General features: G+C 63.4%; 11 protein-coding genes. 5 read left to right on the top strand and 6 right to left on the bottom strand.

The genetic code is table 11. The annotated features are described in order from the left end of the window. Nucleotide 1: 1 nt before the first annotated feature. The 5 genes from ACV4UY_RS01670 to ACV4UY_RS01650 all read left to right on the top strand — a co-directional run bounded on the left by ACV4UY_RS01670 (nt 2) and on the right by ACV4UY_RS01650 (nt 7,240). On the top strand, nt 2-2,227 hold the full coding sequence (locus ACV4UY_RS01670) for an FAD-dependent oxidoreductase (RefSeq protein ID WP_491605931.1): 2,226 nt from the start codon (nt 2-4) through the stop codon (nt 2,225-2,227). Between the two features lie 82 nt (nt 2,228-2,309). After that, nucleotides 2,310-2,900 (top strand): 4Fe-4S dicluster domain-containing protein, encoded by a 591-nt coding sequence (locus tag ACV4UY_RS01665; protein ID WP_420904542.1) that lies wholly within the window; start codon nt 2,310-2,312, stop codon nt 2,898-2,900. After that, nucleotides 2,897-3,781: a CoB--CoM heterodisulfide reductase iron-sulfur subunit B family protein gene (locus ACV4UY_RS01660; RefSeq protein WP_420904541.1), complete on the top strand. Its 885-nt coding sequence runs from the start codon at nt 2,897-2,899 to the stop codon at nt 3,779-3,781. The genes ACV4UY_RS01665 and ACV4UY_RS01660 overlap by 4 nt, the downstream gene beginning before the upstream one ends. Before the next feature lie 251 nt (nt 3,782-4,032). Next, nucleotides 4,033-6,156, top strand: a complete 2,124-nt coding sequence (locus ACV4UY_RS01655) for an NACHT domain-containing protein (protein WP_491605930.1) — start codon at nt 4,033-4,035, stop codon at nt 6,154-6,156. A gap of 316 nt (nt 6,157-6,472) precedes the next feature. Beyond that, entirely contained in the window at nt 6,473-7,240 is a 768-nt protein-coding gene (locus tag ACV4UY_RS01650; RefSeq protein ID WP_491605929.1) for a Crp/Fnr family transcriptional regulator, read from the top strand. A gap of 198 nt (nt 7,241-7,438) precedes the next feature. On the opposite strand, the gene ACV4UY_RS01645 is transcribed toward ACV4UY_RS01650, so the two are convergent. Genes ACV4UY_RS01645 through ACV4UY_RS01620 form a run of 6 tightly spaced genes read right to left on the bottom strand, consistent with a single transcriptional unit; the run spans nt 7,439 to nt 12,390 of the window. Next, on the bottom strand, nt 7,439-8,821 hold the full coding sequence (locus ACV4UY_RS01645) for a sensor histidine kinase (protein WP_491605928.1): 1,383 nt from the start codon (nt 8,819-8,821) through the stop codon (nt 7,439-7,441). After that, on the bottom strand, nt 8,793-9,815 hold the full coding sequence (locus tag ACV4UY_RS01640) for an SDR family oxidoreductase (protein ID WP_491606045.1): 1,023 nt from the start codon (nt 9,813-9,815) through the stop codon (nt 8,793-8,795). The genes ACV4UY_RS01645 and ACV4UY_RS01640 overlap by 29 nt, the downstream gene beginning before the upstream one ends. A gap of 7 nt (nt 9,816-9,822) precedes the next feature. Further along, entirely contained in the window at nt 9,823-10,494 is a 672-nt protein-coding gene (locus tag ACV4UY_RS01635) for a response regulator transcription factor (RefSeq protein ID WP_491605927.1), read from the bottom strand. Beyond that, nucleotides 10,469-10,831: a PepSY domain-containing protein gene (locus tag ACV4UY_RS01630; RefSeq protein ID WP_491605926.1), complete on the bottom strand. Its 363-nt coding sequence runs from the start codon at nt 10,829-10,831 to the stop codon at nt 10,469-10,471. Before ACV4UY_RS01630 ends, ACV4UY_RS01635 begins: the two co-directional genes overlap by 26 nt. Nucleotides 10,832-10,836: 5 nt before the next feature. Beyond that, nucleotides 10,837-11,385 carry a diheme cytochrome c gene (locus ACV4UY_RS01625; protein WP_491605925.1) on the bottom strand — a complete coding sequence of 183 codons (549 nt, stop codon included), beginning with the start codon at nt 11,383-11,385 and terminating at the stop codon, nt 10,837-10,839. Nucleotides 11,386-11,397: 12 nt separating this feature from the next. After that, complete coding sequence (locus tag ACV4UY_RS01620) at nt 11,398-12,390, bottom strand: DUF1924 domain-containing protein (protein WP_491605924.1); 993 nt, start codon at nt 12,388-12,390, stop codon at nt 11,398-11,400. Between the last annotated feature and the right edge of the window lie 363 nt (nt 12,391-12,753).

Genomic DNA, 12,753 nt, shown 5'->3' with positions numbered 1-12,753 from the left:
CATGGAACAACAAAAGAAAATCGGTTGTTACATCTGCACCGGCTGCGGCATCGGCGACGCGCTGGACCTCAAGGCCCTCAAGGCGATCGCCACCAAGGAGCAGAAAATCCCGGTGGTCAAGGATCACGCCCTGCTGTGCGGAGCCGAGGGCGTGGCGATGATCCAGCAGGATCTCGCCGAGGGGACGGTCAATGCCGTGATCGTCGCCGCCTGCTCGCATCGCGAGAAGGCCGCCGAATTCCGCTTCGACATCGACCTGATGGACCGGGTGGATCTGCGCGACAAGTGCTTGTGGATGCTCGATGTGAAGGAGGGTGACGAGACCGCCGAGGAGGATCGGCAGATGATGGCCGAGGATTACCTCCGTCTCGGTTGCGTCAAGATCAAGAAAATGAACATCCCGGATCCGTTCCTGCACTCGGAAGGCTCCAAGGATGTGCTGGTGGTCGGTGGGGGCCTGGCCGGTCTGACCGCGGCCCGCGACATCGCCCGCGCCGGCTACAACGCCGTGATCATCGAAAAAAGCGATGTTCTGGGCGGCAAGATGAACGCCATGCACAAGGTCACCCCGGACAATCAGCCCCCGTATCGGGAGATGGGCGAGAACTTCATCGGCGCCCTGATCTCGGAGGTCGAAAACGACAACCGGATCAAGATCTTCAAGAACGCCACGGTCACCAAGACCTCCGGCCAGCCGGGCCAGTTCGATCTGATCATCAACAACGCCTCCTCCACCAAGGAGATCCGCGTCGGCTCGATCGTGGTCGCCACCGGCTTCGATCTGTATGACCCCGCCAAACTCCCGGCCAACCTCGGCCATGGCACCTCGCCGGACGTGATCACCAGCGCCGACTTCGAAAAGATGGCCAAGGAGGGCAAAATCCTCCGCAAGTCCGACGGCCAGCCGGCCAAGCGGGTCGCCTTCGCCCTGTGCGCCGGTCAGCGCGACAAGGAGCATCTCGATTATTGCTCCGGCGCCTGCTGCATCTACTCGATGAAACAGGCGATGTACGTGATCGATCAATACGGCGAGGACGCCTCGACCTATCTGCTCTATCAGGAGATCCGCACCCCTGGTCAGATGGAGGATTTCTACCGCTCGGCCCAGGACAAGGGCGCGGTCTTCATCAAGGGGGATGTGGCCGGTGTCGCCGACAACGCCAAGGGCGGGGTTTCGGTGAAGGTCCACGACCACCTGATCCGCAACAACGAAACCCTGGATGTGGATCTTCTTGTGCTGGCCACCGGCATGGTCAGCACGGTCGACACCCTGGATCCCAACGCCCCCTCGCCGGTCGGCACCGGTCGCGACGAACTGCCCGGTTCGATCCTGAACCTCCAGTATCGCCAGGGACCGAGCCTGCCGCGCCTGGGCGCCGCCGGCTTCCCGGACTCCCACTTCATCTGCTTCCCCTACGAAACCCGGCGCACCGGCATCTACGTCGCCGGTCCGGCCCGTCGTCCCATGGGCATCGCCGCCACGATGACCGATGCCTCGGGTGCCGCTCTCAAGGCCATCCAGGCGGTCGAGGCGGTGGCCCACGGCGTGGCGGTCCACCCCCGTTCGGGTGATCTCTCCTATCCGTCGTACCGCCCGGAAGGGTGTACCCAGTGCAAACGCTGCACGGAAGAGTGCCCGTTCGGCGCCATCAACGAAGACGACAAGGGCAACCCGCTCTTCAACCCGGCCCGCTGCCGCCGGTGCAGCACCTGCATGGGCGCCTGCCCGCAGAAAATCATCTCCTTCGCCAACTACTCGGTGGACATGATCAGCTCCATGATCAAGGAGATCGAGATCCCGGAGGAGGACGAGGAGAAGCCGCGCATCCTGATCTTCGCCTGCACCAACGACGCAGTTCCGGCCCTCGACATGGTGGGACGCAACCGTTCACCGGTCAGCCCCTATGTGCGCATCATCCCGCTGCGCTGCATGGGCTCGCTCTCCCTGGTGTGGATCGCCGACGCCATGTCCAAGGGGTTCGACGGCGTGATGCTGATGGGCTGCAAGCATGGCGACGATTACCAGTGCCACAACGTGCGCGGTTCCGCCCTGGCCGAAATCCGCCTGAGCAAGGTCTCCGAGACCCTGCAACGGTTGAAGCTGGAATCGAACCGCGTGAAGATGGTCGAGGTGAACATCATGGATGCCGATACCCTGCCCAACGCGATCAGCGATTTCGTCGAGCAGATCAGCAACCTGAACCCCAACCCCTACAAGGGTTTCTAACCGGCCTTCAACGAAAACCGGTCGAGCGCTCCGCCCCCTGGCATCCAGGGGCGGGGTCCACCGGATGGGAGATCATGGAAAAATGGCTTACGATCTGACATTCGCCAAGGACGTTTACAAGAAGTCCGAAATGGGCCACTGGATCAAGATGTGCATGCAGTGCGGCGTCTGCGCGGGCTCCTGTCCGCTGCGCGCCCATTGGCAGCACTCGCCCCGGCAACTGTTCCAGATGGTGCGCGCCGGCAAGCGCGACGAGGTGCTCAAAAGCTCCGACATGTGGATGTGCACCTCCTGCTACAACTGCATCGTGCGTTGCCCGCGCGAACTGCCCATCACCCACATCATCCACGGTCTGGCCCGCTACGCCGAAACCGAAAAGATGACCGATCCTCTGCAACCCACCCGTCGTTTCGCGGTGGAGGTGTTCTGGAAAAACATCACCGCCACCGGTCGCGTCGGCGAGGCGATGCTCACCATGCGCCTCTACTTCCTGGATGGTCTGGGCGCCGGCATCCAGCGCGGGCTGGAAATGAAGGACTCCGCGATCGGCATGCTCAAGACCCGTCGCTTGAATCCCATTCCGTTCCGCGGCAAGATCAAGGGATTCGACGGCATGACGAAAATGTTGGCGAAAGCGGCTGAACTCGAGGCGAAACTGGAGAACCACGCATGAAGGAGTACACTTTTTTCCCGGGTTGCAGTTCCGAACACAACGCCTCGGCAGCCAACATGGAGAACTCGGTGCAATCCATGTGTCAGATGCTGGGGATCAAGCTCAACGAAATCGATGACTGGAACTGCTGTAGCGCCTCCATCGGCTATGCCGGTGGCGGGCAGTTGCCGCGCATGGCCCTCTCGGCGCGCAACTTCGCCCTGGCGCAAAAGCAGCGCGGCAACACCGATCTGGTGGCCACCTGCGCCGCCTGCTGGCTCGCCATGCGCGAGACCAACGAGCGCATCGAGGAGGAGTCCCACATCAAGCAGAACCTCAACACCGCCCTGGCCGAGGCCGGGCTCTCCTACGACGGCCACATCAAGACCCGTCACATGGTCGAGGTGCTGATCGAGGATGTGGGTTGGGAGACCCTGAAGTCCAAGGTGACCAAACCGTTGAAGGGGCTCAAGGTGGCCGGTTATGTCGGCTGTCAGACCAACCGTCCCTTTGGGGTGTGCGGGGACAGCTTCGAGAATCCCCAGTATCTGGACCGGATGATCGAGGCCACCGGCGCCACGGCGGTCCCCTTCCCGATGAAGGTGGCCTGTTGTGGTGGTGCGTTGATGTTCTCCGAACCGGAGAAGTCCTGCGTGCTGACCAAGCAGATCCTGCAATCCGCGGTGGACAACGGCGCCGAGGTGATCGTCACCCCCTGCCCGGTCTGCCAGTTGAACCTGGAGGTCTACCAGGGGTTGATCAACAAGACCCTGGGCACCAACTTCAACATCCCGGTGGTCTACTACTCCCAACTGTTCGTCCTGGCCTGGGGCGGCAAGTGGGAGGACGCGGCGTTGCATCAGCAAGTGATCCCGGCGGAGCCGTTGCGCCGTTTCGCCTGATTTCTCGCCATCCTGGCATCAAGCCCCGAGTGGTTTCGCCACTCGGGGCTTTTTTTGGACCCCATGGGATCCGGTCGCTTTCAGGATATCCCTCACGCCGACCATGCAGCCTGTCCCGCCAAATATAAATTCCTTCTTGCCTGACATGGATTCCATGATAATATCCCGCATGGCGTGACCAGATCGGGCACAGAATTCCCCGAATCCACGCCGACACCCGCGCCACGGCCAGGATTCCAGAAGATCTTTTCATGACCCCCGACATGCCCTCCGACATCGCGACCTTTCTCGCCACGGCACCCATCGCCCCGCGAACACGACGTCTGCTGACCACCGACCCGTCAGGGAATCCTGCGCCCGAGCCGCATCCGGATGGTGGCATGGCCCGATTCCGCAAGGCGATTCGCGCCCTTCCCGACCCGGATGACGGGCAACAACCCGACTCTTCCTGGCAGGAACTCCATCACAGCTATGTCGAACAGCTCCGTCAGCCGCTCTTTCCGGTCCACCAGAGCCCCCGAAACCAGGAGCCGACCCTGACCCCACCAAGCCTCGTCACGGCTTTTCTCCCGCCCGCCTATCGGGCGGTGATGCATACCCACGATCAACGCCATTACGACGATCCGACCTTCTGGGATTCGATCGAACTCCGGCAGGATCTCGGTCACCTTCTTCTGGCCTGGCTGCTCTCCAACCAGTCGGCCCTGACTCCCCTGGTGATCATCGGCCCGACCGGCTCGGGCAAGACCAACCTGACCCGCATCCTGGCCGGCCATCTGAGTGCATCCCTGTTTCATCCGGTGCGGCTGGTGCTGGGGAGCGTCGATGCGCGGGCCACGATCCAGGGACAGATCGAGGAGCAACTGCGTCAGGATCTGGGACGCAAGATCGAATGGGGGCCCTTGAGCCGTTCGGCCCGCACGCGGCATCCCGTGATGCTGCTGGACGGAATGAACGAACTGCTCGGCGCCGACGAGCGGGTGTTTCGCGACTATCCGGAAAAGGCGCGCCGTTTTCAGGAGCTGGAGTCCTCCCTGGGGCGTCCGGTGCGTCTGATCCTCACCAGTCGCACCGAGGTGATCGATCGGGCCGACCTGCCGGATGGAGCGATGGTGCTGCGTCTGGAGCCCTTCGACGCCATGCGCCGCGACCGCTGGATCCGGCTGTGGAATCGGGCCAATCGGGACTATTTCCGCGCCAGCGGCGTGGAGCCGTTGCGTCCGCCGGACAATCCCGCCCTGCGACAACTGGCCGAGATCCCCTTTCATCTCGCACTGATGGCGGTGCTGGACGCGGATGGCAACCCGTTGCACACGTCCGGCGTCCTGACCAGCTTCGAGCTGCATCAACGCATCGTGCAACGGTTCGTGGCCCGCACCCTGCCTTTCGGCTGTCCCGACGAACGGCTCCATCAGGAACAGAAGCGGCTCGGGGCCGTGGCCGTGGGGATGTTTCACCGTCGGGCTTTGTCGATCCGCGCCGACGAAATCGCAGCGGACGCGCCGTTCTTTCCCCAGGATGCCGACACCGGGAGTTCACCATCGGAGATCTCCCCGCTCCCGAAACTGCTGGAGCAGCTCTTTTTCGTGCATGTGGAGCGGCGTGACAAACGGTCGCGTCCCGGAGCGCCGGGACGGGGAAAGGAGCCGCCGAATCACGGCTACGCCTTCTGGCACGCCACATTCGGGGAGTTTCTGACCGCGGATTGCCTGTTGCGCCTGACCCGCGACGAAGCGCAACGGATCTGCCGGGAGCGACGCGGACGCAACCGGGCCACCCGCAAGCTCGCCGAGGAGCGATTCCGCGACCCCATGACCACGCCGGAGGCATGGATGGTCCCCTTGATCCACACCCCGCTCATCGATCGGCCCGGCATTCTGGCCATGTTGCGGGAACGGGCCAAGGGGTGCTGGCTGATGGACAAGGGGGAGCGCGGCGCGAGCCTGGATCGGGAGAACTTTCTCGTCGTCGTGGACGAAATGATCCAGGGACAGTTGCACTGGATCCTGCATGGCCACACCCTACCCCCGTTGATGACCGACGGACGGCTCCCCTGGTCGCCACGACCGCCGCTGTTGGGTTATCTGGCCATCTACGCCCTCAATCTGATCATCCTGCGCTCGCTGCTCGATCCGGAGGGGTGGAGCTTCGACGAGGGGATGCATGGCATCGAAGGGGGCGTTCCGGCCTGGGAGCGTCTGAACCATGTGTGGCGCGCCTGGTTCACGGACGAGCATCTGGATCATCTGCACGATTTTCTCGAGATCCGCCGTCATGAGGGACGGGTGCGCATCCAGGCCCATCCCCGTTTCAGCCGTGCGCGTCGCGTCGTCTGTTCGGGGATTCAGTCGGATTCCAAGTCTGGCGGAACGTAACGTTCAAAGCCCCCACCGTCGCGGAGGACCGGGGGCCGAAGATCCCCCCGCGAACATGGCCAAACTTGCAAAACACCACCAATCTTGAAACACGTCCCGCTTCTCGGGAACCATTTCACACCATTTTTGTCTGAATAGGCAACCGTGTGAAAAATGAGAGGCGCGACGCGCCATATGCCACGCCTCCTCTCCGTCAAATCACACGCCCGACCACCCAGTACCTTGATGGAACACACCCCAACCACACGGCACGAACGTTGCTCGCAGGTTGATGCATCATGTTGTCAAGCCTTCGATTCACAGGAGCCGCGGTACCATGCTCGCACCGAACACCCTTGCCGTCCCCCTTCAGGATGTCTCCTCCTGGTTCCGCTACCAGGGTCCGCCCGGCGCCCACCTGCCCAGCGGGGAGGCCAACGACGCATCCCACCTCGAACAGCCCCGCGAGATCGAGGTCCATCGATTCCAGACCGGCGAGATCCTGTTCCAGGGCGGGGATGAGACCGGTCCGGTACTGCTGCTGATGCGCGGTCGGGTGCAGCTGTTCGCCGAGGAGGGCTCCCTGCCCACGCCGCTCTCCGCGCCACGCGACATCGTGGAGTCGGGAAACTATCTGAACATCGCGGCCCACTTCCTCACCCCCTCCCGCTATTTCATGACCGCGCGGGCCCTGGAACCGGGTCAGGTGATGCTGATGGACAAGGCCCTTTTCGAGCGGGTCTTGCGCGACTCCCCGGAAACGCAACGCGACCTGATGACCCAAATGGCCCATGAGCTTCGGGAACGCACGGTCCGGTTGCAACAGGAGCCGTGGTGCGCGTCGTGTCGGGTGATCCACTATTTTCTGGAACGGGTGCCGGGTGATCGTCGCGATGCACCGTTCACGGTCCATCTGGAGACCAAACGGCGCGAAATCGCGGTGCGGCTGGACATTCGCGAGGAAACCCTGTCGCGCATCCTGACCCAACTGGAAAAGGATGGGCTGCTGTTCTCCCTGGAGCGCAGCGCGATTTCGGTGCCCAAGGCCGAACAGCTTCACGCCCGCCTGCTCGCCTGTCCGCGCTGCCGCAACAAGCGGGCGTGATGCTCTCCGCTCCCGAGAGAAAGCAACGATTCAGGATCCCCATGATTGCAGGAGCCCGGGGACCTTACGGTCCCCGGCGGGGGTTCGGAGGCGACGCTTCGTGCGGTTTTGGCAAAACGGGTCACCTGCGCCTTAGCCTTGCAACAGGCCGCTCCAAATGCAGGGTGACCTGACGGGTTCCCTTAAAAAAAACCGCGCTCACGCCACGGACTTGAGCGGCAACACCACCTCGACGCAAAACCCGCCCAACGCCTCGGAGCGTCCCAACGCGATCCGTCCGCCGTAATCCAACACGATCTCCTGGACCACGGACAACCCGATCCCCTGCCCGGCGACCCCTTCGGCATCCTCCGCGCGCCCCCCGCGCCGCAAGATCCGCTCGAACTGCTCCGGCGCGCACCCCGGACCATCGTCTTCCACGCGCAACGTCCATCCATCCGCATCCGTCACGCTCAACCGCACCCGTCCGACCGCCCACTTGCAGGCGTTGTCCAACAGATTGCCGACCAGCTCCAACAGATCCTCGCGGTCGATGATCGCCGACAGGGAATCAGGCATGCGGGTCTCGATGCGCAGATTCCGCCCGCCATGGGCGCGACGCATCACATCCACCAACACCCGCAACTCCCCGATCATCTCCAACCGTCCGACCGGACTCCGCACCCCGGAAAGACGCACCTTCTTCAACTCGCGGGAGGTCAAAGCGCGAATCAGCTCGATCTGACGCATGATCCTGGCGCGCAACTCCACATGATCCCGCAACTCCTCCCCTTCGATCAGGCGCATCAGCACCGTCAAGGGGGTCTTGATGGCATGGGCCATGTTGCCCGCCGCCTGACGCGAACGTTCCAGGCGCGCATGCAGCAGCGCCAACAGCCGATTGATCGCGGTGACGAAGGGCAGAATCTCGACGAACAGTCCCTGGACGGGCAGTGACGGGGTGGCCCCCTGTTCGACCTCCCGCAAGGCGACGCCGACCTGATTCAAAGGTGCCACGGCGCGCCGCAACGCACGCCGCTGCAACATCAGCAGCACGGCGATGGCCAGCAGCGAAATGGCCCCATGTCCCAATTGCAGCACCCACACCCCGCGTTCCACGTGGCTCATCTCTTCGGCCACGACCACCAGCACCGCATGGCCCTGTTTGTGATAGGCGCGGGTGATGCTCCACAGGGAGCGGGCCCAAGGTCGCGATTCGGTCATGAGCGCCTTGTCCTGGCCGGGCATGACCACGGTCAACTCCGCGTCCCACAGGGAACGGGAACGCAAGGTCTCCTCGCGCACCTGAATCTGATAGTAATGTCCGGACCACGGCTGGGTATAGATGGGATCGATCCGCTCCGGATTGAGCGCCAACTCCGGCATGAGGGTCAGATCCAGATTGGCGAGGAGATTTTCCGCGTCGTGCTCCAGACGCGACACCACATAATCGCGCACCACCTGGCGCATGACCAGTGTGACCAGCAGCCATTGGCAGGCCATGACCACCACCAGTGCCACGGCCAGCCCGATCGACAGATCACGCTGCAGGGAGGTACCGGACCCCGCGGCGTCAGAGCACTCCCCGTCCGCCATCGACATGCAGCACCTCGCCCGTCACGTAATCCGCCGTCACCAGATAGCGCACCGCCTTGACCACCGCCTCCGGACCGGCCATGCCGGCCAGGGGGGTGCGCGCCAACAGACGCCGATACCCCTCATCCGCTCCGGTTTCGGGCGGCAGCAGCGCGCCGGGGGCGATGGCGTTCACCCGCACCTCGGGGGCCAGATCCCGCGCCAGAACCCGTGTCGCCATCAACAATCCGGCCTTGGATGCCCCATAGAGGGCATGTCCGGCCAGAGGTCGTTCGCCCCACAGGTCGGCGATCTGCACGATCGAACCGCCTCCATTCCCCCGCATGCGTCGTGCCGCGCCCAGCGCCAACCAGAGCGGTCCCTGGAGATTGACCTGGAGCAACGCGGTCATCGCCTCCCAACCGGCGCCATCCAACGGGGTGGGTTCGAAGCGGGCGGCGCCATTGACCAGCAACGCCAATCGCCCTTCCAACCCGGTTTCGACCCTCTCCAGAACGGCATCGAGGGTGGCCGGATCGGTCAATTCCAAAGAAAACGCCCGCGCCACGCCGCCCTCGGCCACGATCCCGGCCACCACGCCCTCGGCGGACTCCCGATCCCGTTGATATCCCACCGCCACGGCGTATCCCATCCGTCCCAGATCCCGGCAGATCGCCGCGCCCACGCGCCGCCCACCACCGGTCACCAGCGCCACGCCGCGCCATCCGACCCGACGATCCCGGGGGTTGGCATCGGGCGACGGACCCACATCGCGCGTCACCTCCCATTCCGCATCCCGGTCCAATCCGGTCAGATCGTCGGCAAGCAACGCCTCCAACTCCCCCCTGGTGGTGACCGGCCCGCGTCCACGCCACGCCGCCCACGGCCAGGGCGGAACCGCGCGTCCGGCGCGCCGTTCGTGAACGCGGTAAAGCCACCACATCGGCACGAGGGGCACCAGAAACGGCAGACCCGCCACCAGCCCCACCGCCCCCCTGAATCCGCGCCACACGGAACGCATCACCCGGTCACTCCTCCTGCGGTGCGATCAGGAGATATCCCTGTCCGCGCCGTGTCTGGATGCGCTCGCGCCCCACGATATCCCGCAACCGCTTGATGTACACCTCCATCACGTTGCTGTCCTTGTCTCCGTCGTATTCGTAGACATGTTCGGTCAGCCGGCTCTTGGAGAGCACCTGATCCGGATGGAGCATGAAATAGCGCAACAGTCGGAATTCGGTTCCGGTCAGGCCACGCCGCTCACCGGTGGGCAGGATCACCTCCTGTCGCGCCTCGTCCAGGCGCATGCCACCCACCATCAGGTCACCCGGAGCCCGCCCCGAACCACGTCGGGTCAGGGCATTCAGGCGGGCGATCAACTCCTGGACATGGAACGGCTTGCCCAGATAGTCGTCCGCGCCGGCCTTGAAGCCATCCACCCGCTCGTGCCAGGCGTCCCAGGCGGTGAGGATCAACACCGGCACCGTGATGCCGCGGCCACGCCAACCGCGCAACACCTCCAGACCATGGCGTCCCGGCAACCCCAGATCGAGCACCACCGCGTCATAAGGCTCCACGTCGCCCAGGTATTCGGCCTCGACCCCATCCCCGGCCTGATCGACCGCGAATCCCGCCCGCCCCAGATCGCGTTTCAACGCGGCGGCAAGCTCCGCATCATCTTCCACCACCAGCAGTCGCACGTTTCGGCTTCTCCTCGTGTTCTCTCAACAATTGACCGGTACGGGCATCGAATTCCAGTTCCATCACCCGTCCCCCCTCGTCCTTGACCTCGATCTCATAGATCCATCGCCCGTGCTTGTTCTCAAGATCCACTTCGAGAATCCGCCGGCCTCGCGCCCTGGGATCGTGCTCCAGGATGCGCTCCAGGGGCAGGATCTCCCCGGCGCGCACCAACTCCCTGGCACGATCATGATCCCGATGGTGATCCTCGTGATCACGGGAATGGGAGATCCCCACCCCTGGCCAAAGCCCTATCAGAGTCCCGACGATGAATCGTGCCTTACAAGAACGCTTCATGTGGATCAATCCTTCCAAACACCCAGGCCAGGTACGCGAATCTCCCCCTCTTCAAAGGAGCCCTGCTCGGCACGGGGATGACAGCTCTCGCAGCGACTGAACGAGCCGACCTCCGGGCTTTTGACGATTTTCTCGGGAATCTTCCGATGCTCCTTCAAAAAATACCCGACACGGCTGATACGCGCCGGAACATCCCCCGCCGCGAACGAGGTCGAAAACTTGCGTGCGAGCTTGTCATCGGTCCGGTCCGCGGCATTGGCGATCAGAAAGCCCTGGAGACTCTCGACCGTCACACCATCCAGTTCGGCGTTGTCGCCGAAATGGCGCTCCAGCCCACCCATCACCTGTTCCCATGCCCGCGCGGGCAGCAAACCCGGCGGATAGGCCATGTGACACGATCCGCACTCGCTCTTGTAAAGCTTGGTCTGTTCCGGCGTGGCGCGCGTGGGCACGGATCGATACTCGGAGCGATCCGATCCCGATGCCTCCGTCAACACACCGATGCACCCGGTCAAAAGCAACGCCACCATCCAGCCCTTGTGCAGGTTGTTCATGGTCGGCCTCCCTTACCGGACGGAGAGCAGCCAGGTGATGAAATCCCCCTTTTCCTGGACCGAGCAGGGCCGTCCCAGGGTCTCCTTGCAGTTCCGTCCGAACCACTTTTCCACCTTGGCCGGATCGCTCAAACGCTCCCGATTCGCCGCCGGAGCCAGGGGTTCGATGGCCTTGCCGGTTTTCAGGTGTTTTCCCGCCTGCCGGGGGTCTTCCGTGTGACAAGAGATGCAGCGGGCAACCCGACCATCTTCACCGGACACCCCCTGTTTCGCAAACAATGTCCGTCCCCGTTCCGCCTCGAACGGCTGGGCACCCTCGGCGCGATACCCGGCCAGGATCTCCTCCGGCGTACCCGCCCATGCCGTGCCGCTCATCAGGAGTCCGGCCACCAGCAGCGCCACGGTAACCGTGCCCGTTTGTTTGGGCGCCTTCTCCCAAAACCGGAACATCGCCACCAGACTCCCATGCCCGACCCATTGATGGACGATCCCCATGCCGACATGCAGACCCAGATAGGCCCACATGACCACCCCCAATCCTTCATGCACCTCCTTGATGTCATGCAGCCAACCGACGGGACGCACGTTCGGCTCCACGTAGAGCATGAAAATCGTCCCGGTCACCCCCAACGCGGTGGCCGCCAGCAGACCCAATCCCTGCACGGCGCAGGCCAGCGCACCGGGCGTGGTTTCGTCCGGCAACCGCCCTTGCCGGGCATGAACCAGATGGTTCTTCCCATCCGCCCACAGCTCACCCAGACGCGTGGGAGAAAACCAGGGAAAAAACCGCGCCAACGGCGCCGGTTCAGAACAAACCAGGCGCCACATCCAATGGCTGACCAAAAGAACCAGCAACACCACGCCCCAGGTCTCGTGAAACGCATAGAACGAATCCCCATCCCGTCCGGGTTTGGGGTGGACCATGACCAGGGATACCAGCATCTGTCCCGCGATCCCCAGCGCGATCAACAGATGCAACAAACGGGTGATACGATCATAATACATGACTCTCTCCTTGGTGAAGATGAAAGCGTGTCCATCCGAACCATTCGGACGGTTCTGGGGAGAGAAGCATAGGGATGTCAGGTGAATTGATCCTGAATGATCATTCAGGGATGCATTTTTTTACCGAGGAACGCCCGTCAAGGCGCTCCTCGGTCGGGGGGTGAGGGGGCTCTCCCCGGCACGCGGCGTCAGCCTCCCTGCCGACGCCGGAACGCCTTTCGCATGCCCGGTCAGACGCTTTCGAGCGCCTCGATCCGCACGGTCAGGGCGTTCAACTCCGTCGCCAACTCCACCACCCGCGTCTGGGACTCCTGCAACGCCTTGATCAGGATCGGCACGAAGACCGAATATTTGACCGATTTG

The organism is Candidatus Magnetaquiglobus sp., from assembly GCF_058402785.1.
The sequence above is the reverse complement of the archived record's forward strand: the minus strand, read 5'-3'. Positions and strand labels throughout refer to the sequence as shown.